The sequence below is a fragment of the Microbacterium shaanxiense genome (assembly GCF_054779995.1).
In genome coordinates this window covers 342,164-363,784 of record NZ_BAAGXE010000001.1, presented here as the reverse complement: position 1 = coordinate 363,784, position 21,621 = coordinate 342,164, and the positions used below count along the sequence as shown (strand labels likewise).

At 67.3% G+C, this 21,621-nt stretch carries 23 protein-coding genes; 5 read left to right on the top strand and 18 right to left on the bottom strand.

Annotated elements, in window-relative coordinates:
• Nucleotide 1: 1 nt before the first annotated feature.
• From ACYVG2_RS01605 to ACYVG2_RS01580, 6 genes are all read right to left on the bottom strand, one after another.
• Nucleotides 2-1,486, bottom strand: a complete 1,485-nt coding sequence (locus ACYVG2_RS01605; protein ID WP_460779385.1) for an NAD(P)/FAD-dependent oxidoreductase — start codon at nt 1,484-1,486, stop codon at nt 2-4.
• Nucleotides 1,487-1,521: 35 nt separating this feature from the next.
• Nucleotides 1,522-2,835, bottom strand: a complete 1,314-nt coding sequence (locus tag ACYVG2_RS01600) for a S8 family serine peptidase (RefSeq protein WP_460779384.1) — start codon at nt 2,833-2,835, stop codon at nt 1,522-1,524.
• Nucleotides 2,832-3,350, bottom strand: coding sequence for a DUF501 domain-containing protein (locus ACYVG2_RS01595; protein ID WP_460779383.1), 519 nt, complete (start codon nt 3,348-3,350; stop codon nt 2,832-2,834). The genes ACYVG2_RS01600 and ACYVG2_RS01595 overlap by 4 nt, the downstream gene beginning before the upstream one ends.
• A gap of 62 nt (nt 3,351-3,412) precedes the next feature.
• Nucleotides 3,413-3,949, bottom strand: a complete 537-nt coding sequence (locus ACYVG2_RS01590; protein WP_460779382.1) for an FtsB family cell division protein — start codon at nt 3,947-3,949, stop codon at nt 3,413-3,415.
• 48 nt (nt 3,950-3,997) lie between these two features.
• On the bottom strand, nt 3,998-5,278 hold the full coding sequence (gene eno / locus ACYVG2_RS01585) for a phosphopyruvate hydratase (protein ID WP_448965100.1): 1,281 nt from the start codon (nt 5,276-5,278) through the stop codon (nt 3,998-4,000).
• 92 nt (nt 5,279-5,370) lie between these two features.
• Nucleotides 5,371-6,300 (bottom strand): sugar-binding transcriptional regulator, encoded by a 930-nt coding sequence (locus tag ACYVG2_RS01580; protein WP_460779381.1) that lies wholly within the window; start codon nt 6,298-6,300, stop codon nt 5,371-5,373.
• Nucleotides 6,301-6,389: 89 nt separating this feature from the next.
• Between ACYVG2_RS01580 and ACYVG2_RS01575 the strand changes: the two genes are divergently transcribed.
• The gene (locus tag ACYVG2_RS01575; RefSeq protein WP_460779380.1) at nt 6,390-7,082 is read left to right on the top strand and encodes an HAD-IA family hydrolase; all 693 of its coding nucleotides are present in this window, start codon (nt 6,390-6,392) and stop codon (nt 7,080-7,082) included.
• 9 nt (nt 7,083-7,091) lie between these two features.
• Nucleotides 7,092-7,790 carry an MgtC/SapB family protein gene (locus tag ACYVG2_RS01570; protein WP_460779379.1) on the top strand — a complete coding sequence of 233 codons (699 nt, stop codon included), beginning with the start codon at nt 7,092-7,094 and terminating at the stop codon, nt 7,788-7,790.
• Between the two features lie 51 nt (nt 7,791-7,841).
• Here ACYVG2_RS01570 and ACYVG2_RS01565 read toward each other — a convergent pair whose 3' ends face one another.
• From ACYVG2_RS01565 to ACYVG2_RS01525, 9 genes are all read right to left on the bottom strand, one after another.
• Nucleotides 7,842-8,588 carry a glycerophosphodiester phosphodiesterase gene (locus ACYVG2_RS01565; RefSeq protein WP_460779378.1) on the bottom strand — a complete coding sequence of 249 codons (747 nt, stop codon included), beginning with the start codon at nt 8,586-8,588 and terminating at the stop codon, nt 7,842-7,844.
• A complete protein-coding gene (locus tag ACYVG2_RS01560; RefSeq protein WP_460779376.1) occupies nt 8,588-9,973 on the bottom strand; it encodes an ABC transporter substrate-binding protein in 1,386 nt (461 codons plus the stop codon). Before ACYVG2_RS01560 ends, ACYVG2_RS01565 begins: the two co-directional genes overlap by 1 nt.
• Before the next feature lie 43 nt (nt 9,974-10,016).
• The gene (locus tag ACYVG2_RS01555) at nt 10,017-10,934 is read right to left on the bottom strand and encodes a carbohydrate ABC transporter permease (protein ID WP_460779375.1); all 918 of its coding nucleotides are present in this window, start codon (nt 10,932-10,934) and stop codon (nt 10,017-10,019) included.
• Nucleotides 10,935-10,945: 11 nt separating this feature from the next.
• Nucleotides 10,946-11,851, bottom strand: coding sequence for a carbohydrate ABC transporter permease (locus ACYVG2_RS01550; protein ID WP_441896674.1), 906 nt, complete (start codon nt 11,849-11,851; stop codon nt 10,946-10,948).
• A gap of 41 nt (nt 11,852-11,892) precedes the next feature.
• Nucleotides 11,893-12,921 carry an NAD(P)-dependent alcohol dehydrogenase gene (locus ACYVG2_RS01545; RefSeq protein WP_460779374.1) on the bottom strand — a complete coding sequence of 343 codons (1,029 nt, stop codon included), beginning with the start codon at nt 12,919-12,921 and terminating at the stop codon, nt 11,893-11,895.
• A 158-nt stretch (nt 12,922-13,079) separates the two neighbouring features.
• Nucleotides 13,080-13,748: an O-methyltransferase gene (locus tag ACYVG2_RS01540; protein ID WP_460779373.1), complete on the bottom strand. Its 669-nt coding sequence runs from the start codon at nt 13,746-13,748 to the stop codon at nt 13,080-13,082.
• A gap of 60 nt (nt 13,749-13,808) precedes the next feature.
• Entirely contained in the window at nt 13,809-14,765 is a 957-nt protein-coding gene (locus ACYVG2_RS01535; RefSeq protein WP_460779372.1) for a lysostaphin resistance A-like protein, read from the bottom strand.
• Entirely contained in the window at nt 14,762-15,766 is a 1,005-nt protein-coding gene (locus tag ACYVG2_RS01530) for a DUF1648 domain-containing protein (RefSeq protein WP_460779371.1), read from the bottom strand. The genes ACYVG2_RS01535 and ACYVG2_RS01530 overlap by 4 nt, the downstream gene beginning before the upstream one ends.
• Complete coding sequence (locus ACYVG2_RS01525) at nt 15,763-16,113, bottom strand: GntR family transcriptional regulator (RefSeq protein ID WP_460779370.1); 351 nt, start codon at nt 16,111-16,113, stop codon at nt 15,763-15,765. The genes ACYVG2_RS01530 and ACYVG2_RS01525 overlap by 4 nt, the downstream gene beginning before the upstream one ends.
• A gap of 106 nt (nt 16,114-16,219) precedes the next feature.
• On the opposite strand from ACYVG2_RS01525, the gene ACYVG2_RS01520 reads away from it, so the two are divergent.
• A complete protein-coding gene (locus tag ACYVG2_RS01520; protein WP_460779369.1) occupies nt 16,220-16,693 on the top strand; it encodes a DUF4442 domain-containing protein in 474 nt (157 codons plus the stop codon).
• Between the two features lie 37 nt (nt 16,694-16,730).
• Nucleotides 16,731-17,960, top strand: coding sequence for an APC family permease (locus ACYVG2_RS01515; protein ID WP_460779368.1), 1,230 nt, complete (start codon nt 16,731-16,733; stop codon nt 17,958-17,960).
• A 19-nt stretch (nt 17,961-17,979) separates the two neighbouring features.
• Here ACYVG2_RS01515 and ACYVG2_RS01510 read toward each other — a convergent pair whose 3' ends face one another.
• Nucleotides 17,980-18,753 (bottom strand): AraC family transcriptional regulator, encoded by a 774-nt coding sequence (locus tag ACYVG2_RS01510; RefSeq protein ID WP_460779367.1) that lies wholly within the window; start codon nt 18,751-18,753, stop codon nt 17,980-17,982.
• Nucleotides 18,754-18,834: 81 nt separating this feature from the next.
• Here ACYVG2_RS01510 and ACYVG2_RS01505 point away from each other — a divergent pair, with 81 nt between their 5' ends.
• Nucleotides 18,835-19,347, top strand: coding sequence for a VOC family protein (locus ACYVG2_RS01505; protein WP_460779366.1), 513 nt, complete (start codon nt 18,835-18,837; stop codon nt 19,345-19,347).
• Here ACYVG2_RS01505 and ACYVG2_RS01500 read toward each other — a convergent pair.
• Both ACYVG2_RS01500 and ACYVG2_RS01495 read right to left on the bottom strand, forming a co-directional pair.
• On the bottom strand, nt 19,322-20,131 hold the full coding sequence (locus ACYVG2_RS01500; protein WP_460779365.1) for an SGNH/GDSL hydrolase family protein: 810 nt from the start codon (nt 20,129-20,131) through the stop codon (nt 19,322-19,324). The two genes, ACYVG2_RS01505 and ACYVG2_RS01500, sit on opposite strands and share 26 nt — an antisense overlap.
• A 217-nt stretch (nt 20,132-20,348) precedes the next feature.
• On the bottom strand, nt 20,349-21,608 hold the full coding sequence (locus ACYVG2_RS01495; RefSeq protein WP_460779918.1) for a histidine--tRNA ligase: 1,260 nt from the start codon (nt 21,606-21,608) through the stop codon (nt 20,349-20,351).
• Nucleotides 21,609-21,621 lie beyond the last annotated feature (13 nt).

The following is a 21,621-nucleotide window of genomic DNA, read 5'->3' as shown; positions in this document are numbered from 1 at the left end:
GTTACTTCGCCGACGCCTTGGTCGTGGCGGGCTTCTTCGCAGCGGGCTTCTTCGCAGGAGCCGCCTTCTCGGTCTTGTCGTCTGCGGGCTCGGCAGCGGGCTTCGCATCGGCAGGCTTCGCAGCAGCAGCAGGCTTCGCAGCAGCAGCGGGCGCAGCATCCGCCGCGGGACGCGGACGTGCGGCGAACTCCTCGAAGACGTAACGAGGGTTCTGCACGGTCTGCAGGTTCACCAGGTCACGGCCCAGCCACAGGTTGTTCCACCAGTCCCACAGCACACGCCACTTGCGCTCCCACGTGGGCATAGCGAGCCCGTGGTAGCCGCGGTGCGCGATCCACGCCACGAAGCCCTTGAGCGCGAGATTGCCCGACTGGAACACGCCGTTGTAGAGGCCGAGGCCGGCGACCGCACCCAGGTTCTTGTGGAAGTAGTCCTTGGTCTCCTCGCCGCGCAGGACGGCAGTGAGGTTCTTCGCGAGCAGCTTCGCCTGACGCACCGCGTGCTGAGCGTTCGGCACGCAGTAACCGCCGACTCCACCGCCGGACAGGTCGGGGACGGCCGAGACGTCACCGGCGGCCCATGCGCCTTCGACGAACTCCTCCGCCGTGCCGACGCGCAGGTCTGCGCGGGTCTGAATGCGTCCGCGCTCCTCCACGGGGAGGTCGCCACCGCGCACCACCGTCGGGTTGGCCATGACACCGGCGGTCCAGACGATCAGGTCGGTCGGGATGACCTCGCCGGTGGAGATGGCGACGTTGCCGTCGACTGCTCCCTGCACCTGCGTGTCGAGGTGCACGTTGGCCCCGCGCTTGGCGAGGTCCTTCAGCACCCATTCGCTCGTCTTCAGCGAGACCTCGGGCATGATGCGCCCCATGGCCTCGATGAGGTGGAAGTGGGTGTCCTCGAAGCGCAGCTGCGGATACTTCGACAGCAGCGACGAGGCGAGCGAACGAAGCTCGGCGAACACCTCGATGCCGGCGAAGCCACCGCCGACGACGACGGTGGTGAGCAGGCGGTCGCGTTCGGGACCGGCCGGCAGCGCAGCAGCCTTGTCGAAGTTCGACATCAGCTTGTCGCGCACTGCGACGGCCTCTTCGATCGTCTTCAGGCCGATCGCGTTGTCGGCGATCCCCGGAATCGGGAACGTGCGCGAGACCGCACCAGCGGTGACCACGATCTGGTCGTACGCGAACTCGTAGGGGTCACCGACCGGAGGAGTGATGGTCGCGACCTTGTTCGCGTGGTCGATGCCCGTCACCTTCGCGGTGAGGACATGGGTCCGCTTCAGGTGGCGACGGTGCGCGACGACCGCGTGACGTGCTTCGATCGAGCCGGCCGCGACCTCTGGAAGGAACGGCTGGTACGTCATGTACGGCAGCGGATCGACCATGGTCACATCGGCTTCGTTCTTACGGAGGTGCTTCTCGAGCTTCCAAGCCGTATAGAAGCCCGCGTAGCCGCCACCGACGATCAGAATCTTGGGCACAGTGCTGTTCTCAGGCACAGAGGGACAACTCCTAGTCAGGGTGCTGGCGTGCTTTGCTTGCGCGCCGATCGGATGCGCCGGGCAGCAGCGGTGACGCCTAGCGCGATAAGAATACCAGGGACGGTGAGTGCGATGAGCGGCAGCGTGCCGTATCGCAGTGAATCGGCGCTCGGAAGCAGCGGAGAACCCGGTTCGGTCGGCGGATCCGCCGCAGGCAGCGGGGCGATCTCGACCGGCGTGACCTCGGGCTCGGGAGCCGGCTCCGCATCGGCACGACGATAAAGACGCACCCACTCCGCAAGATCGCCCATGGGGTTCTCATCGACGAGGGGCACGGATGCTGCGATCGCCGCAGACGCGTCCAGAAGCCCGTACCCGTACTGCGGGTCGGGCGCCTCCGTCACTCCCGGCACCGGCAGCGCCGTCTGGATGATCCGGTTGATCACGTTCGCGGCATCCAGATCGGGGTGCGCCGCGCGGATCAGCGCAGCAGCTCCGGCGACGATGGGTGACGCGCCGCTCGTGCCGCGCCACTGGATCACCTCGCCGTCGGCGGAGACGCCGCGCAGTCCCTCGCTGGGTGCCGAGATGCCGATCGTGATCCCCTGCGTCGATGCCTCGATGCTGGCAGTGCCCGTCTGATCCACGCCGCCGACCGTGAGCACCCCGGGGATGGTGGCCGGCGCTCCGATGACATCGGTGCCGCTGCCCCGGTTGCCTGCGGCGACCACGACGACGACGTCGTGCTCGAAGGCATAGAGGAAGGCATCGTCCCAGCTCTTGTCCCAATCGAGGGTGTTCGTCGTGAAGGACATGTTGATGATGTCGGCGCCGTGGTCGACCGACCATCGGATGGCCTCCGGCACCTGCTCGACGAACGGCACCGCCGCTGCGGCGCCGAATCCGACCGAGACCGACAGCAGCTCCGCCTCCGGCGCCACGCCGATCATTCCGGTGCCGTCTGCCTTGCCACGACCGGCAGCGAGCGACGCGACCCAGGAGCCGTGATCGCTGTCGATGGCTCCGACGGGGGTTCGCCCGTCAGGAGTGCCGCTGCCCGAGACGTCGGTGCCGTCCACGACGGCGTCGCCGAACACCGAGGGCACCTTGCCGATGCCGGTGTCGATGATCGCGATCGTCACTCCTTCACCGCGCGTGGTCTTCCACGCCTCGCGGATGCCTGCCCCGTCCAGCCAGTACTCCGAGGCCCGTACCGGATCGCTCGGATTGTCCGGAACGGGCCCTGGAGTCGGCGTCGGGGTCGGAGTCGCCGTCGCGCCGGTGAGCAGAACGGATGCCGCCACCGCCGCGAGTGCGACGGTGCTGCGCAGCATCGTCTTCACCTTCATGCGGTCGCAGCTCCGGGGACTTCGCACTGGCACCGCTCGGGAGACCAGGAGGAACGTGCGAGTGCGACGTCTCCGATCGGATTGACGCCGGGACCGGCTGCGAGCGCATGACCGGCCAGGGCATGCAGGCACTTCACCCGCGTGGGCATGCCGCCTGCTGAGATGCCGGCGATCTCTGCGACGTCACCGAACTGCGCGCGGTCGGCGATATACGCCTCGTGCGCTGCCGAGTACGACGCTGCGACGTCCTCGTCCTCCAGCAGCGCTGCGAGCTCCGGCATCACCTGGGTGGCCTCGAGCGTCGACATCGCCGCGGTCGCCGCGGGATGGGTCAGATAGTAGAAGGTCGGGAACGGTGAGCCGTCCGGCAGACGCGGGCTCGTCGCCACCACGGTGGGGTTTCCGCACACGCACCGCGCCGCGACACCGACCACGCCGCGTGCAGGACGACCCAGCTGCGCGGATACGACGTCGATCTCGGCAGGTGTGGGCGGAGCGAAGGGCGGAGTCGGCACCTGCCCAGCCTACGGGAGGAGAGCCTGAGCGATCCCTCAGTGACCGCCCGTTGGCGGGTCTGTCATTCGCCGGACGTGGCGTTCTGAGCGAGCCCTGCCCCCGCGATCGTGCGCAGAAGCTGCGGCATCCAATCGGCGGGTGTCTTCTCGAGCTCGTCGCTCACCGGCGTCTGCTCCTGTGGCAGGGACGCGGGGTCGAGGTCGTTGTCCACGAGGTAGACGACCTCGCCCGGCTTGACGTAGTAGAGGCGCTCGCGTGCCTGGGTGGTGATGTAGGCCGGGTCCTCCCAGCGCTCCTGCTCCTGCTCGAGCGCCTCGATCTCTTCCGCGCTCACCTTCACCGAGGCCTCGAGCGCAGCGATCTTCTGCCGCTGATCGATGTACGTGCCGAGCGTCGGCACCAGCACCCAAGCGCCGAGCACGACGAGCGAGAGCATGATGACCATGAATCCGGACAGACGGATGCCGGACGCCCACTCGCGTACGTCGACCTCACGGGCTGCCGTCCGGGATGTTCGGGACGAGCGCGGTTTCGCCGCGCTCGGGACGGGCCGCGCGTTCGGTCGGGATGCGGAAGGGGGAGTCGGACGTCTCGCCATGACTCCCCCTCCGTGATTCCGTCTCAGTCGCGCTCAGCCCTCAGGCGATCAGCCCTGCAGACGCGGGAACGCCGAGCGACCCGCGAACACCGCGGCGTCGCCGAGCTCCTCTTCGATGCGCAGAAGCTGATTGTACTTCGCGACGCGCTCGCTGCGAGCAGGCGCACCAGCCTTGATCTGACCGGAGTTCGTCGCCACCACGAGGTCGGCGATCGTCGTGTCCTCGGTCTCTCCTGAGCGGTGCGAGAGCATCGCGGTGTACCCCGAGCGGTGGGCGAGGCTGACGGCATCGAACGTCTCGGTCAGCGTGCCGATCTGGTTGACCTTCACGAGCAGCGAGTTCGCGACGCCGCGCTTGATGCCGTCGGCCAGGCGGGCCGGGTTGGTGACGAACAGGTCGTCGCCGACGAGCTGCAGCTTCGAGCCCAGCGCGTCGGTGAGACCCTTCCAGCCGTCCCAGTCGTCCTCGGCGAGGCCGTCCTCGATCGTGATGATCGGGAAGTCGTTCACGAGGCCCACGTAGTACTCGGTGAGTGCCGCGGCGTCCCAGTCCTTGTTGTCGAGGCGGTAGACGCCGTCGTTGTAGAACTCGGTGGCTGCAGCATCCAGGCCAAGGGCGATGTCGGTGCCGGGGGTGAATCCGGCCTTCTCGATCGCCTTGATGAGGAACTCGAGGCCGTCACGGTTGCTGGGCAGATCGGGGGCGAAGCCGCCCTCGTCGCCGAGTCCGGTGGCGAAGCCCGCCGCCTTCAGCTCGCCCTTGAGCACGTGGTAGGTCTCCACGCCCCAGCGCAGCGCCTCGCTGTAGGTCTCCGCGCCGATCGGGGCGAGGAAGAACTCCTGCATGTCGATGCCGTTGTCGGCGTGCGAGCCGCCGTTGATGACGTTGAACAGCGGGACGGGCAGAACGTGCGCGTTCGAACCGCCGAGGTAGCGGAACAGCGGGAGGTCGGCGCTGTCGGCCGCGGCCTTCGCGACGGCCAGGCTGACGCCGAGGATGGCGTTGGCGCCGGTGCGCTGCTTGTTCTCTGTACCGTCGGTCTCGTTGAGGATCTCGTCGACGATGCGCTGCTCGCTCGCCTCGACGCCCTCCAGTGCCGGGCCGAGCTCGTCGATGATGGCGTCGACGGCCTTCAGCACGCCCTTGCCGCCGTAACGGCTCTTGTCGCCGTCGCGCAGTTCATATGCCTCGAATGCGCCGGTGGATGCGCCGGAGGGGACGGCTGCACGCTGGACGATTCCGTCGTCGAGGAGCACCTCCACCTCGACGGTCGGGTTGCCGCGTGAATCCAGAATCTCGCGTGCGCCTACAGCCTCGATGAGTGCCACGTATGTGCTCCTTGCTCAGGGAAAGGGTTTGTGGTGGAGCGTCGTCGATCCACCGTCAGTCTAGTGCGCGGCATCCGTCGTTCACATGCGGGTCAGTCCTGGAGGGCGAGCTGCGCTGAGCGCACGTCCGTGATGATGATGTCCGCCATTCCGGAGCGCAGCACGGCGCTGACAGCGCGTTCTTTACCCTCGCCACCGCCGATCGCGACCTTCAGACCGATGTCACGCAGCTGCTCCTCCGCGATGCCGACGAATCGGCCCTCCAGCCCGGGTACTGTGCGACCGGTCTCATCGAGCAATGATGTCCCGTACTCGGCGATGACCCCCTTCTCCGCGAGGCCGTCCAGCTCCCCCGTCTCGGTGAGGTGCTGCGCCAGCAGTGAGGCGCTCGGCCATCCGCCGATGGTGAGGAACGCCTTCGTCACGTGGTCGAAACGGGCGAGCGTGTGCTGTATCACCGGATGCTTGAGGATCGCGCGGGCCTCGGGCTCGATCAGGATCGGCGCGTAGAGCGGATAGGTCGCGCCGCCGGCTGCGCGGCCGACGTTGGAGATCACCTCGACGCCGTCTTCGAGTCGGGGCAGTCCGATGCCGGTGAGCTGCACGACGTCGGCGCAGGGAAGCTGCGCGATCGCACGAGAAGCGAGCACGAGGGTCCGCCCAGGCGTGAAGCCCACGACATCGTCCTCCTCGATGGTCTCGACGATGACACGGGCCGTGACCGCGGCGATCGCCTCGCGCACCTTCAGCTCGTTGGTCGAATAGGTCGCCACGACGAGTGCGGACCGCAGACCGAACCGCTGCGCGAGTCGCGCTGAGAGCTCCACATCGACAGGGTCTGCGACCGTCGCGCGCACTTCGACCAGGCCGAGTTCGCGTGCCCTGCGCACCATGCGCGCGGTCGCGAATCGGGAGCGTCCGATCTCGTCGGCGATGTCGTTGACGGCGCGCCCGTGCGCGAGGTTCTGCAGCGCGACATAGACGTGGAGTACCTGCTGATCCAGGGGCAGCGACTTGCTCATAAGTGCACTCTAGGACGACTTATGAGCGTTTCACCATAGCCTGGTGACGTTGTCGGCACCACGTCGGCCACGACAGGAACGGATGCTGCATGAATCGCCTCACCACTCTCGCTGCCGCTTTGAAGCGGGGAGAACCGATCCTGATCGGTGGCGCGCTGTTCGATATGGACGGCACGATCGTCGATTCGATCGCCGCCGTCGAGAGTGCCTGGCGGATCTGGGCAGCGGAGCACGGCGTCCCCGTCCCGTCTTCGACCATGCACGGCAAGACCGCGGGGGCCGTCGTCCTGGCATCCGGGATCTCCGGCTCCGCACATGAACGGGCAGTGGCACGGCTCGCAGCGATCGAGGCGCGACCCGGGCAGAAGCTCACCTCCCTCCCCGGGGCGCAGCGGCTGCTCGCTGCCCTGCCCGACGGGCGCTGGGGCGTCGTGACCTCTGCGGCGCGAGATGTGGCCGTGGCCCGTCTCGGAGCCACCGAGCTCACCGCGCCGGCGTTCAGAGTGACCGGCGACGACGTCACGCAGAGCAAACCAGCGGCAGAACCGTTCCTGCTCGGCATCCAGCAGCTCGCCCAGCGGGGGCACGTCGGCGTCGTGGTCGCGTTCGAGGACACCGTGGCCGGTGCGACCTCGGCGGCGGCCGCCGGATGTCTGGTGATCGGCATACTCGGCACCGACACGCGCGAGCAGCTGGAGGAATGCGCACACGTCGTCGTGGACACTCTGGAGGCCGTCCGCATCGAAAGCACGGGCGATCGACTGCTCGTGCGACTCGACTGAAGGTTCTTCATGCTCATCGAGCTGTACTCCGAGACCACGCTCACTGAGATCGCATTGCTGGCCGTCGCCTTCGTGCTCTCGGCGATCATCGGCGTCGAGCGTCAACGCAAGCTGAAGAGCGCCGGTTTGCGCACGCACACTCTGGTCGGACTCGGCTCTGCAGTCTTCACACTCGTCTCGGCGTACGGCTTCAGCAACGTCGTCGGCGCTGAAGTGATCCTCGATCCGTCGCGCATCGCCGCGCAGATAGTCTCCGGCATCGGATTCCTCGGCGCCGGCGTGATCTTCGTGCGACGGGGCGCGGTCAGCGGCCTGACGACTGCGGCGTCGATCTGGGTGACCGCCGCGATCGGCATGGCATGCGGTGCAGGTATGCCGATCATCGCCGTAGCGGCCACGGCGCTGCATCTGCTGACGGTCGGCGTGCTCACGTTCGTCGGAAGGCTCATCAGCCCCGACATTCCCGATCCCGTCCTCACGATCCGTTATCGCCGCGGTAACAACGTCCTGAGGCAGGTGCTGGAGATGTCGGCTCGTCAGGGATACCACTCGGCACTGGAGGAGGCGAGCAGCGACGACGAGTCGAAGCTGCGTGAGCTGACGCTCCGCTTCACCGGCGACCTCTCCGAGTTTCCTGCGTTGGTCGGTCAGCTCTCCGAGATCGACGGGGTCGAATCAGTGATCTCCGGCACGGACGACGACGACTGACTCGATGCGAATGGGGCGGGAGCCGCCCGGCGCCCACCCCATTCATCCACCTCAACGCGCGGTCGCACCCTCCTCAGCGAGCACCTGGTCGCGCCATGCGATGGCCTGCGCCGGATCATCCGACGTGGCGCCGTCGACGCCCAGGCGGAGTGCCTCGCGCATCTGCTCGATCGTTCGCATCGGCCACACGTGCACCTCGATGTCGCGCGCATGAAGCTGCTCGACGAGTTCGCGTGTGAGCCCGGCGAATCCGCTCGCGAAGCGCGTGACCTTCGCATGATCGAGGAGCGCCCAGAGTCCGCCCTCGTACTCCTCCGCCTTGACCAGCTCGGTGACGATGATCTGTCGACCGATGTGCGGCATCGCCTCGGCGGCGTGACGCACGGCATCCGCATCGAATCCCGTGAGCACCGTGCGCGCAGCATCCTCAGGACGTTCTTCGAAGAATCGGGCGAGATGAGGCACGACGGCCGGATCCTTGATCTCGAGCTGGATGAACGTGCGCGTCGCGTCATACATCTCTGCGAGCGTCACCACTCCCCTGCCCGAATCGAGCGTGGCCCGCTGCAATTGCTCGAGCGTGAGCTCTGCCGCCGGCCCGAGGCGCCGTGCCGAGTCATCGCCGGCCGTGCGGTCCAGCGTCGCATCATGAAGCAGGAACAGCTGCTCGTCCTTGCTGAGGCGCACGTCGAGCTCGATCTCGTCGACGCCGATCTCCTCGGCGAGCGCGTATGACGCCAGGCTGTTCTCCGGCAGATGGGCCATCGCACCGCGATGTCCGACGACGAGCAGGCTCATCAGGCACCCACCTTCGCGTCGTACTTCGCGCGGACCTTCTCGAGTGCGGGCTCGAGGTTTGCCTGCACCGTCTTGAGCGTCTTCTCCGCGTCGGCGTTCCCTGAGTAGACCGCCTGGATCGCTCCCTTCATCTCCGGCACAGCCTCCGGCACGAACTTGCGCACGACGTCCGGGCCCTGAGCGATCTCCAACTGGTCGATCGCGACCTGATAGTTCGGGTTCTCATCCGCCTTGGCCTTGACCTTCTCCGACTCCAACGCCGCCTTCGTGGTGGGCATGTAGCCGGTGCCGAGCGTCCATTCGATCGCCGCATCGCCCGAGGAGAGGAACTTCAGCACCTCCCAGGCCGCCTTCTTCCGGTCATCCGAGGCGTAGCCGAGAATCGACAGCCCTCCCCCGCCCGTCGGAACGCCGGTGCCGTCCTCCTTGGGGAGGAAGCCGCAACCGAACTCGAAATCGGCCGATGCTGCGATTCCGGTCAGAGCCCCGGTCGACTCGGTGATCGACGCGGTCGCGCCGGCGATGAAGTCGCCACCGGGGTCCGCCGAGAGGTATCCGGATTTGTCGTCGTGGATGAACGCGCGGTCGAACTCCAGGGCGTTGACCGTCCCCTCCGATGTGAACCTCATGTCCAGCCCGTCCGAGTAGCCCCCGCCGAACGCCCATGACGAGCCCTGGAAGTACCAGTCGTCGTTCCCGGTGTACCCGCGCATCGCCACCTTCGTCCCGTTGCGCGAGTATCCGGCGAGTGCCTTGCCCCACTCCCGGTACTCGGAGTACGTCTTGGGGGAACGGTCGGGCAGCCCCACCTCGGCGAAGATGTCGCGGTTGAAGTAGAACAGCGGTGTCGAGCGCCCGAACGGCACCCACCAGATCTTGTCCTTGAGCGTGCCCTCCTTGAGGAACTGCTCATGGAAGGAATCCGTCCCGAACGAGTCGTCGAAATAGCCGGAGAGCGGCTCGAGGGCGTCGTTGAGGTAGAAGCGGTTCCAGACGATGTCGCTCATCACCGACAGATCCGGCACCTGCTTGGCCTGAAGACTCGCCGCGAGCTTCGATTCGACCTTGTCGTAGCCCTCGAAGATCTGCACCTCGCAGAAGATCGCTTCCTGCGACTCGTTGAAGGCGTCGATGTTCGCCTGAAGGATCTCGGCGTTGTGCGCTGTGAACGGACTCCACATCACGACGCGCTGACGATCCTTGTACTGCTTGGGCGTGTCACCGCTGGGCTGACCGTACACGGTTCCGCCGCCGCCGCCGTTGAAGCACCCTGCCAGCAGGGGCGCGCTCGCCGCGAGCAGGCCCCCGGCGAGCACTTGACGCCGAGTGACGTTGAGAGAGGCGAGTCCGCTGCGCGGCGCAGGCTGCCGATCGAACAGGTGCATGATTCTCCTTATATGGGGTGGGGAAGGTTGCAGGCGTGGGGCGTCAGCGGCCGCTTCCGGCTGCTGCGCCCGTGAGTCCGGTGACGATGAAGCGCTGCGCGAAGAGGAAGACCACGAGCATGGGCAGCACGACCACGAGCGTGCCCGACATCAGCACGCCCCACGAGGTGAGGCCGTCGTTCGCCTTCAGATACATGAGGCCGATCGGGAGAGTGCGCATATTGACCGAGTTGGTGATGATGAGCGGCCACACGAAGTTGTTCCACTCATCGATCACCGCGATCAGTCCGACCGTCGCCACGGCCGGGATCGACATCGGAAGTGCGAAGGAGAACAGTTTTCGCAGGTGTCCTGCTCCGTCGACTTCCGCGGCCTCGAACACCTCCTTCGGCAGCGACAGGAAGTGCTGGCGCAGCAGGAAGGTTCCGAATGCGGATGCCACTCCGGGCAGGATCAACCCTGCGTAGGTGTTGATCAGCCCCATGTTCCCGATGGTGATGTAGTTCACCAGCAGCGTGACGTGTCCGGGAACCATCAGGGCGCCGAGCATCACGAGGAACAGCACATTCTTGCCGGGGAACGGCAGATACGCGAAGGCGTACGCCGTGAACGCCGCGAGCACGATCTTCGCGGTCGCACCGATGACCGTGACGACCACCGAGTTCGTGATGAAGGCGTCGAACGGCGCGAGCTCCCACGCGGCGACGAGGTTGTCCCAGGTGAACTGGGTGGGCAGCCACTTCATGGGCCAGGTGTAGATCTCGCCGTTGGTCTTGAAGGCCGTCGTGACGAGGATGTAGAGAGGGAGGACGAAGGCCAGACCCGCGGCGATCAGCAGCAGGTACCCCCACCACGTTCGCGCCAGATTCGCCTTCCTGCGATGCCGCCTGCGATCACGGGTCGTCATAGCGTCCGCAGGCACGGTGTCGTCCTTGGCGGGCTGGTCCCGAAGTGCAGTCATGATCGCGGCCATCAGTAGTGCACCTTCTTCTCGATGAACTTGAATTGCAGCGCAGTGATGACCATGAGGATCACGAACATGACTGTTCCCGCTGCTGCCGAGTACCCGACGTTCGACCGTTGGAACGCCTGGTCGTAGATGAACCAGCTGAGCGTCGTGGTCGCGGATGCCGGGCCGCCGCCCGTCATCACCGCGATGATGTCGAACGCCTGGAACGCGCTGATCGTCTGGGTGATGACCAGGAAGAACGTCGTCGGCGAGAGCAGGGGCAGCGTGATCCTGCAGAACGTCTGCCACCGGTTCGCCCCGTCGATACGCGCGGCCTCGAGGACTTCGGACGGGAGCCCCTGCATGGCGGCGAGGTAGACGATCGCGACGAAGCCGACGCCCTTCCAGATCGACACGATGAGCAGCGCAGCCAGCGCCCAGTTCGCATCCGTCGTCCAGGCCGGGGAGTCCAGCCCGAACATGTTGAAGGCGACTCTGGCGAGGCCGTAGTTCTGATCGAAGATGAACAGCCACACCGCAGCGATCGCGGCGCCGGAGATCACGTGAGGTGCGAAGACGATGCCTGTCACCGCCGTCGTGCCCGGCAGCTTCATGGAGAACAACGCGGCCAGGCCGAGGCCGAGCACCAGACTGACCCCGACCACGACCACGACCCACACGACGGTGATCCACAGCACGTGCTGGAAGGACTCCGAGGCGAACAGCGCCGTGTAGTTCGAGAAGCCGACGAAGAACGGCTCCGGTGAGATGAAGTCCCAGCTGGTGAGGCTGAGATAGAGGTTCTCGATGATCGGCCAATAGGCGAACACCGCGATCAGAGCGAGGTTGGGGAATGCGAACAGCGCGAAGAGGGCGTACCCACGGCGCCGGCGGCGCCGGATGGCGGGCGAACTCCGCTTCGAAGACACGCGAAGCGGCGCCTCGGGAGGCGTGACGGTTGCGGAGGACATCAGCGAGTCGGGATGCCGTTGGGGTAGACGACCGCTTTCAGCGAATCGGGTACGTCTGCGGCCAGAGTGAGCGCTGCCTCGGCGTCGGCGAGCTCGAAACGGTGCGTGACGAGTGATTCCACATCGACTCGTCCGCTCGCCACGAACGCAATGGCGGTCGGCCAGGTATGCGCATAGCGATTCACGAGGGAGATCGAGATCTCCTTGACGTTCAGTCGGGACAATGCCAGTGCGACGTCCTGCTTCGGCAGTCCCACCATCGCTGCCCTCCCGCCGTTGCGCAGGCGCCAGAGTCCTGCAGCGAGAGCGCCGGGCGCACCGGAGCACTCGAGGAGAACATCGGCGTCCTCATGACCTGGACCCTCCGGCAGAGCTCCTGCCCTCTCTGTGCGGAAGCCGAGCTTCTCGGCGACGCTGAGACGGAAGTCGGAGATGTCGGAGACGACGACGTCGGCTGCGCCTTCGGCGCGCGCGACCTGAGCTGCGAGGATGCCGACCGGGCCGGCCCCCGTCACACGCACGCGATCACCGGGGAGGAGCCCGGCGCGCCGGCACGCCCAGAGGCCGACGGAGAGCGGCTCGCACAGCGCCGCGGCCTCGAAAGACATCGAGTCGGGGATCGCGAACAGATTGCGCGCATCGATCGCGAGATTCTGCACGAGCGCGCCGTCATACGGCGGAGTGGCGAGGAAGATGAAGTCCGGGCACAGGTGATACCTGCCGGCCAGGCACTCCTCGCAGTTGCGGCACGGCGTGCCCGGTTCGATGGCGACACGGTCGCCGGTCGCGACATTCGTCACGCCGTCACCGGTCGCGACAACCGTTCCGGATGCCTCGTGACCGAGGATGATCGGTCCCGTCACCTTCCAGTCACCGATGTAGCCGACCCGGTAGTACGCCGTGTCCGAGCCGCAGATGCCCACGGCTTCGACTCTGACGATCGCTTGACCGGGAAGCGGATCAGGAAGCGGCACCTCCTGCAGCTCGATCGCTCCGAGCGTGGGCATGACCGCCGCGAGATTCGCCATCGTTGGTGTCCTTCCGTCAGGCGCTGATGCGCCCGTTCGTGATCAGAAGTCACGCTAACCGGATGACGTACACGAGAAACCGCTCTGCTCAAAGGAGCGCTCCTCGATCACATAGGAGCGAATATTCACGTCCGATGAAGCGTCAGTACACCTGTCGTTCAGACGACGACGGCAAGGGCGACGCCATCCCAGCCCTTGAGACCGACGGTCTGCAGCGCCGTCGCATCGAAGCGGGGATCCTCCCCCAGCATCCGCAGCGCATCTCGGGTGCCGATCACACGCGGGTCGGTGGTGTCGTCTCGGACGATCTCCCCTTCTCGCCCGATGTTGTCGAGAACGATCACGGTGCCTGCACGGCCGAGCCGGGCCGCCCAGTCGAGATAGATCGTGTTCGACTCCTTGTCGGCGTCGATGAAGACGAGATCGAACGGCTCGGAGCCCTCGAGCGTCGGCAGCACATCCGCGCCACGACCGATGCGGATCGCCACGCGCTCGCCCACTCCCGCAGCGTCGATGCTGGCGCGAGCGATCGCCGCGTTGCCCGGCTCCGCCTCGATCGTCGTCACCGTGCCGTCCTCGCCGACGGCCCTCGCGAGCCAGATCGTGGAGTAGCCGCCCAGAGTGCCGATCTCGAGCACTCTGCGCGCGCCGCACATCCGCGTGACGAGGTTCAGGAGCTTGCCGCTGACCGGGGCCACCTCGATGTCCGGCAGCCCGGCGGCGCGCTGCGCGGCGAGCGCGGCCTCCAGCGCGGAGTCATGCCCCACGAGGGTCTCGGCGAGGTATTCGTCGGTGCGGCGCCAGTTGTCGGCGTTCGATTCAGCCATGGCTCCACCCAACTCCCCCGCTCCGGTGGCGTCAATAGCCGGATGCCGCGCGGTGGGGCGTCACCGCGAGTCGACCTCGCGTCGGGGTGCCGACAGCATCCGCCCCACGGCGCCCTCGAGTTCGGGCTGCCTGCGGAACTGACCGGTGACGATCAGCACCGCCACGACGAGTGCACAGGTGATCCAGCCCGCGGCACCCAGGATTCCGGCGAGCGCAGGGTCGATGGTCGTCCCCGCCGCGTGGAACCAGATGATCATCCCGCCTGCGGCGTTCATCGCACCGTGCGCGAACACTGCCGGCCACAGCGACGCCGACCGCAAGCGCAGCCACCCGAGCAGCACACCCCACGCGACGCACCCTGCCGTCATCAGGAGCAGCCCCGTGATGTCCGTGCGGCCGAAGTTGTATCCCAGCAGGATCACGGGCGCGTGCCACAGCCCCCAGATCGCACCGCTGACGAGCAGGGCCGGCCAGGTGCCGTACTGGCGCAGGGCGGGCACGAGGAACCCCCGCCAACCGAGCTCCTCGCCGAACGCGAGCACGGCATTGATCGTGGCGGCGGCGATCGGGAGCAGCGCCAGCTGCGACAGGATCACGACGATCACGGGAGGAGCGGGCACCCCGACGGGAAGGGACGCCTCGAGCTGCGCCGCGAACCCCGAGAAATGGACGAGGTCAACCGAAACCCACCCGAGCAGCGCGGCGACGACGACACTGAGCGCCACGAGCAGTATGGGTCCGAACAGGCCGAGCACCGTCATCCAGATCACGCGCTTCGCCGGACGCAGCGGCCATATGCCGAGGAACCGCAACCGCTCACCCGCGGGCACTGGCCTCATCACGAGCATCACGATCACGACAGCGAGCGCGGGCGTGAACATCATCACGGAGATCAGCACTGACGAGAGCGGATGCGCGAGGCCGCGATCGACCCACATCGGCAGGGCGACGAGCCACGCCAGCGTGCAGGCGAGCAGCACGAACGCGATCGTGGCGGAGGGACGGATGCGGGTCATGAGTGGGCCTCCTTCATGGCGGTGGTGAGAACGGATGCCGCGGTGCGGGCATCATCGATCGTGACGACGAACACGCGCCCGCTGCTGCGTGTGACCTGCAGTGCCTCACCGGTGCGCAGCACGATGCCCATGCGCCCGTCGACGGCGATGCGCAGTCCCCATCCGCCGAACTCCGCCATCGGATCGACCTGCACGACCTGGATGTCGGTGATCTCCGATGCGGCGACGTTCCACCGAGGCCAGCCGATGATGGAGCGCACGCGCAGGCCCGCCGCGTTGACGCGCACGCGGAAGACGAGGGTCACCGCGATGAGTGCGACGAGCAGCAGCGTGACGATCGCGAGGATCCACCAGGAGCCGTCGCCGATCATGAACACCCAGACCGTGGTGGCGCAGAGGATGAGCACCGACACCACAAGGCTGATGATGCCGGGCCTGCCCATCGCCGCCGTCCCGAACCAGGCGACCTTCTCGCCCGGCGCGAGCCGCAGATCGGGCGAAGCCGCGTCGGACGCCTGCGTCGTCGACCTGATCACACTCGGTTGCACGAACCAGCCGATGAACCCGAGCACGAGGAGAGCCCCGAACCCGAGCGCCAGCACTGCCCCGATGCTCAGCCCGGTGCTGATCGATTCGCGCTGCATCGCCACGGAACCGACGAAGACGACGCAGAGCAGCGCCGACGTGCCCGCCGAGATCGCGGCGAGCAACCGGCACGTGACGCCCCAGGAGTTCTTCATCAGCGTCAGGATGGGCAGCGTCAACAGCAGAGGGATCCCCAGCCCCAGCAGGACCTGGACCCAGACGTACAGCACGGCGCTGGAGTAGCCGTTGGGGCCCTCCGGACCCCAGTGGGTGACGATCGTCTCTGGAAGGTCGGGCAACCAGGCGACGATGAACCCCACGGCGATCGCCGTCAGCACGACCGGAAGCACGAGTCCGACGAGAAGGAACGCGCGACGAGCGCGACGGATGTCTTGAGCGATGGCGGTGGTGTTCATGATTCGATCTCCGTGACGAGGGCGGCGAGGGTGGCGGGTGAGACCCCGAGGGAAGAGGCGCGGCGCACGAGCGCGGCGACCTCGTCGGCCAGCTCGGCGAGCGGCGCGGCCGAAGCGGACACGACCGCTCCTCTCCCACGGCGCAGATCTATCAGCGCTTCGTCGCGCAGCTGCTGGTACGCGCGCAGCACAGTGTGCAGATTGATGTCCAGGGCGTCCGCCACTTCTCGCGCCGACGGCAGCCGATCACCGGGGACGAGGCGCCCGGCGAGGATGTCGCCGCGCACCGAGGACGCGACCTGTTCGAACAACGGTCTCGAACTCTCCGCATCGATTCTGATCAGCACATCCGACCCTCTCGTTCAATTAGCCTAATTCTAGTCAAAATAGAACAATTGTCGCAACCCTCCATGACTCTTCGTCCGCCGCAGCAGGCTGGGCGACACTGGCGTCATGCGCATCACTCCCCGTCGCCTCGCCACCGGCATGAGCCTGTGGGCTCCGAATCTGTTCAGTGGCATCCGCATCCGTCGCTTCAGCGAGGACTGGACGCACGCCACCGTCGAGCTGCACGTGAACGTCATCACCCGCAACTACGTCAAGACGGCGTTCGGCGGTTCGATGTCGGCAATGACCGACCCGTACTTCTTCATGCTCGTGATGCATCAGCTCGGGCGCGACTACGTCGTCTGGGACACCCGCGGGGAGATCGAGTTCGTGAAGCCGGGCCGCGGCGTTCTGACGGCGGAGTTCCACGTCTCTCCGGAGAAGGTGGCCGAACTCCGCGAACGCGCTGAGGGCGGCGCGAAGGTTCTCGAGTGGTTCGAGACCGTGATCACCGACCGTGACGGCGACGTCGTCGCGCGGGTGCGCCGCGAGGTCTATATCCGCGAGAAGAAGCGCGTCACGGCGGCGCGCCAGGCCTGAACCCCATCCGTTCACCATCGCGTGCCACGATGACCGAGTGGAACTCGCACGTCGCCTGACGCTCACCGATGCCGTCGCCATCGGCCTGGGATCGATGATCGGTGCAGGTGTGTTCTCCGTGTGGGGACCCGCGATCGACGTCGCCGGCTCGGGGCTGCTCGCGGCTCTCGCGATCGCCGCGGTCGTCGCGTTCTGCAATGCGACCTCGTCCGCGCAGCTCGCGGCGGTGCATCCCGTCTCGGGCGGCACCTACGCCTACGCCAGGGCGGAGATCGGCCCGTGGTGGGGTTTCGTCGCCGGCTGGTGCTTCGTGATCGGCAAGATCGCCAGCTGCGCCGCGATGGCGTTGACGTTCGCGGCATACGCCGCACCGGAGGGCTGGCAGGTGCCGGTGGCGATCATCGCGGTCGCCGGCCTCGCCACGGTGAACTGCTTCGGTGTGACACGGACAGCGGCGCTCACCCGCATCCTCGTGATCGTCTCGCTGATCGGACTGGCCGTGGTGGTCGCCGGCGGTTTCGCCGCATCGCCGACCGCAGCTCCCGCTCCCCTCCCCGACCTCACCGCCTACGGCGTACTGCAGGGCGCGGGGCTCCTGTTCTTCGCATTCGCCGGCTACGCACGGATCGCCACGATGGGCGAAGAGGTCGTCGATCCCGCGCGCACCATCCCGCGCGCGATCGCGATCGCGCTGTCCGGTGCGGTCGTCGTCTACGCGCTCGTCGCCGTGGTCGTGATGCTCACCCTCGGGGCGGATGCCGGTTCCACGTCCGCGCCGCTCGCCGCGGTGGTCGATGCCGCCGGTTGGACGGCACTCGCCCCTGTCGTGCGCGTGGCCGCGGCGGCGGCATCCCTCGGCGCGTTGCTGGCGCTGATCACCGGAATCGGCCGCACGACCCTCGCGATGGCCAGGGAATCCGACCTGCCGCGCTTCCTCGCCGCCGTCCATCCGCGGTGGAAGGTGCCGCAGCGCGCCGAGATCGCGATCGCCCTGATCGTGATCGTCATCGTGCTGTTCGCCGACCTGCGAGGCGCAATCGGCTTCTCGTCGTTCGGCGTTCTGCTGTACTATCTGATCGCGAACGCCTCGGCATTCCGGCAGAAGGGAGCGGCCCGGCGCTACCCGCGTGCGCTGCAGGTGATCGGCGTGCTCGGCTGCCTGGTCCTCGTCAACACGCTGCCGATCCTCGCATCGTTGATCGGCACGGGAGTCGTTCTCATCGGGGTGGCGTATCGGATGCTGCGGCTGCGCTCACTGCGTCGCTGAGTGACACGCGTGCGCGCGCTCAGGACGAGCGGTAAGCACTCGGCGCCATACCCAGCACCGCGCGGAAGTCGTTCGTGAGATGCGAGTGATCGGCATAGCCGAGGTCAGCGGCGAGCGTGGACAGGTCGATCTCCGGCTGTTCCCGCACCCGCTGGGCTGCCTCCTGCAGCCGTCGACGTCGGATCATCGCTGAGGGCGGCAGGCCCACGTGCCGGTGCGCGAGGCGCTGCAGCGTCCGCAACGACATCGACAGGCGCGCCGCTGCGTCCTCGGCGCTGGTGATCGCGGCATCCGCCATCAGCAATCTCGCCATCTCGTTCGCCTGATGAGCAGCCGGTGCGACCTGGCCGATCTGCTCGACGAGCCAGTCGGCGAACACCTGCGCCGCGCGCTCGCGATGCAGGCCATCGCCGGTCTCCATCGCCTGCGTCACCGCGGCGAGCAGATCGGGAGCTTCGAACGTCGTCGAATCGTCACGGAGCGCCGACGGATCGTCGACGAGGGCTGCCACGGACGCCGGCTTCAGCAGCGCTCCCACGGCCCATCCTCGGCCCACCAGATCGCGATGCGTCGCCACAGTGGAGGCGCCGACGAGCTCGACGCCGCCCGGCTCCACGACGAGATTGAGTGCAGGATAGGCGACGACATGCTGGCGCGATGTGCGACCCGGTTCGATGCTCCACTCAGGGATCCAGAACCATTCGACGAGGTCTGCGGCTTCTGCCGGCGGCGGGAGCCGGTGGAACTCCGGCATCCGCGCCGGATACAGAATCCCCCGCCGAGCGTCGATCATGTTCTGACCGTAGTCGCAGCATCCGACAACGTGTCGTGAATCTCCAAGCGCCGTCCCCGGCATGCTTCGTAGCGTGAAAGCATGAACATCACATCAGGCCTCACAGGCACTCACACCACGAACGGCCGTCCGAACAACGCGAGTTCCCTCACCCCGTTCCTCGCGATCCCCGGGGCAGCCGGCGCGATCGAGTTCTACCGCGATGTCTTCGGTGCGACGGTCATCGACGTCACCGAGATGGGCGGAGTCGTCGTCCATGCGGATCTCGACTTCGGGTTCGGTCTGCTCCAGCTCGGCGAGCCCAGCCCGGACTACCACCTCGTACCTCCGCCTGCGGGTGAAGGCGACTGCTATTCGCTCGGCCTGTACGTATCCGACGTCGACGCGGTATGCGAGAGCGCGGAGGCCGCGGGAGCGACCGTGAGGGAGGCGCCGTCCGATTTCGTCTCGGGCGATCGCTTCGCGAGCATCCGCGATCCCTTCGGCGTGCGCTGGTCACTGATGAGCCGCGTCGAGGACCTCAGTCCCGAAGAGAGCGCCAGGCGCGTCGAGGAGTGGGCGGCCTCATTCAGTGCGGAGCAGCCTGCGGGGTGAGTTCCGCTCCGGCGACGAGTGCCGTGACCACCGCCGGCAGCAGCGCGTCGGCAGTGGCGCGGTAGCCCGCGGCACTGGGGTGGAACCGGTCGAGGCTGAACATCTCCTCCGACTGCTCGTGGAAGGTCGGGCCCAGCACCTGTCGCAGATCGACGGGGACGGCGCCGGTGCGCCACGCGACCTTGGTCTGCTCCAGCGCGAGGCGGCGCGACATCCTCGACAGCAGAGCGCGCAGGGGCTGCGGCACCGGCTGGAGCGTGCCGAGATCGGGGCAGGTGCCGACGACGACGGCTGTGCCCGCAGCCCTGAGCCGGAGTATCGCCTGCTCCAGCCGTTCGCCCGCCGCAGACGGCGAGATCGTATGCGTGACGTCGTTGCCACCCACCACGATCACCGCGACGTCGGCACGGTACCCCTCGGGGAGGGCGTCGAGCTGACCGGAGAGCGCGGACGACTCCGAGCCGACGACCGCACCCGTGCGCAGCCGCACGGGCGACTGCATCCGCTTCGCCAGCCCTTTCGCGATGCGCCCGCCCAGTGTCTGCTTGCGATGCTCCGCGCCGAGGCCCGCCGCCAGCGAATCACCCAGCAGCAGGAATTCGATCGGTCGACCGTCGAGTGCGCGTTTCCACACCCGATCGGCGACCAGGGACTGCTCGCCGAGCGGCTTTCCTATGCGCCGCCGCGCGACGGCGGCCTGGTGGACGAGCAACGACCGTCCGCCCAGCACGATCGCGGATGCCACCGCCGTCGCCACGGCGATCGCGGTGCGCACCCCTGCCATGTCACCATCACACCGCGCGGGAATGAACGCGGTGTGAACGTACGCACACCTGTCAGGTGAAATCACGGATGTCAGTGGAAAACGCCCGGTTTCGGCTGACATCCGTGATCCGGACTGACAGGTGTGCAGAGGGCGGCACTGTGCAGCGGGCGGCACTGTGCAGCGGGCGGCAGTGTGCAGCGGGCGGCACTGTGCAGCGGCGGCTCGTCCGATGCGCTCAGGACAGCGGCTTGAGCTCCAGCGATCCGACCTCGGCGCCGGCGGAGACCGTCGCGAAGGCCGTGTAGCCATCGGCGGCTGACCGCTCGAGCAGTGCCTTGAAGTTCTTGACCCTGCGCTCCAGGCGCACGCGCGAGCCCGAACGGACCAGCGCGGCCTTGTGCGCGACGAGCTCGGCCACCGGCACGTCGGCGTCATGCACGAGCACGACGGCCTGCGCATCGGCATCCGCTCCGAGCTCGACCAGGTCGACCAGGCGCTCGAAGCCCAGCGAGAACCCGACCGCAGGCACCTGCTGGCCGAGGAAGCGTCCGATCATGCCGTCGTAACGGCCGCCACCGCCCAGCGAGTACGGCACTGAGGGGTGCGCCAGTTCGAAGATCGTGCCGGTGTAGTAGCCCATGCCGCGCACCAGGAACGGATCGAAGACGAGCGGGATGTCGCCCTCGATCCCCCGTCCTGCCGCGACGGCCTCGCCGATCCCGACGAGGTGGTCGACGATCTCGTCCGGGGCGTTCTCCGGGAGGGCCTTGCGGATCTGGCGTTCGCCGAACGGGTGCAACTCCATGGTCTGCGGGCGACGCAGGAACGTCTCGAACGCGTCGACGGCGGATGCCGTGGCATCCCGATCCCGGAGTTCCTTGACGATCCCGTCGGGACCGATCTTGTCGAGCTTGTCGATCGTGATGAGCACGCCAGGACGCTCGTCGGCTGTGAAGCCGAAGGCATCCAGCATCCATTCGAGCACTCGCCTGTCGTTGATGCGCACGCTCGCGCCGTCGAGGCCGAGTGCGTCCACGGCATCCAGGGAAGCGACCATCAGCTCGGCTTCGGCGCGCGAGGAGTCGTCGCCCATGATGTCGATGTCGCACTGCACGAACTGCCGGTAGCGACCCTTCTGCGGCCGCTCGGCACGCCACACGGGACCGATCTGGATCGCACGGAAGACCCCCGGCAGCTGCCCGCGGTTGCTCGCGAAGAAACGTGCGAGCGGCACAGTGAGGTCGTAGCGGAGTCCGAGGTCGCTCAGCGCGGCGGGGTCGTCGGCACCTTCACGGACAGCGTCGGCGTCCATCCCGCGGCGCAGCACGTTGTAGGCCAGCTTCTCGTTGTCGCCGCCCATGCCGGAATGCAGACGCGAGTACTCCTCGAGCGCCGGCGTCTCGATCTCGTCGAACCCGTGCGCCAGGTAGCGCTCGCGGATCACGGAGAGCACGCGCTCACGGCGGGCCTTGTCGGCGGGGAGGATGTCGCGCATGCCGCGCGGCGCG